This is a genomic window from Mesorhizobium sp. M4B.F.Ca.ET.017.02.2.1 (assembly GCF_003998955.1).
GTDB classification, from domain to species: Bacteria; Pseudomonadota; Alphaproteobacteria; order Rhizobiales; family Rhizobiaceae; genus Mesorhizobium; species Mesorhizobium abyssinicae.
On record NZ_RZOF01000705.1, the window covers coordinates 1 to 400 of the forward strand.

The 400-nt window shown below is 62.8% G+C and carries 1 protein-coding gene; it reads right to left on the reverse strand.

The features are described 5' to 3' along the window. Positions 1–38: 38 nt before the first annotated feature. Positions 39–400, reverse strand: a 362-nt coding sequence (locus EN738_RS34965; RefSeq protein WP_127287448.1) for an ABC transporter permease subunit, incomplete at its 5' end; no start/stop codon positions are given.

Sequence of the window (400 nt, forward strand, 5' to 3'; positions counted from 1 at the left end):
GCCAAAGGTCCGCGAGACGCCTTCGATGACAAGCTTGCTCACGCCAGGCTCCATGGATAGAGCCGGCGGTTGAGCGCCTTGAAGGCGAAGTCGGACAAAAGCCCGATCAGGCCGATGACGATGATGCCGAAGATGATCTGTCCGGTCGCCAGCCGCGACTGGCTGTTGATGATCATGTAGCCGATGCCCGATGACGAGCCGATCAGCTCGGCGACGATGACATAGGTCCATGCCCAACCCAGCACGAGCCGCAGCGTCTCGGCGATCTCGGGCGCGTTGGCCGGCATGATTACGCGCTTGACGATGCCGTTGTCGGTCGCGCCCAGCGTATAGGCCGCCTCGACCAGGTCGCGCCTTGTGCTGCCGACCCTGACCGCGACGATCAGGATGATCTGGAAGA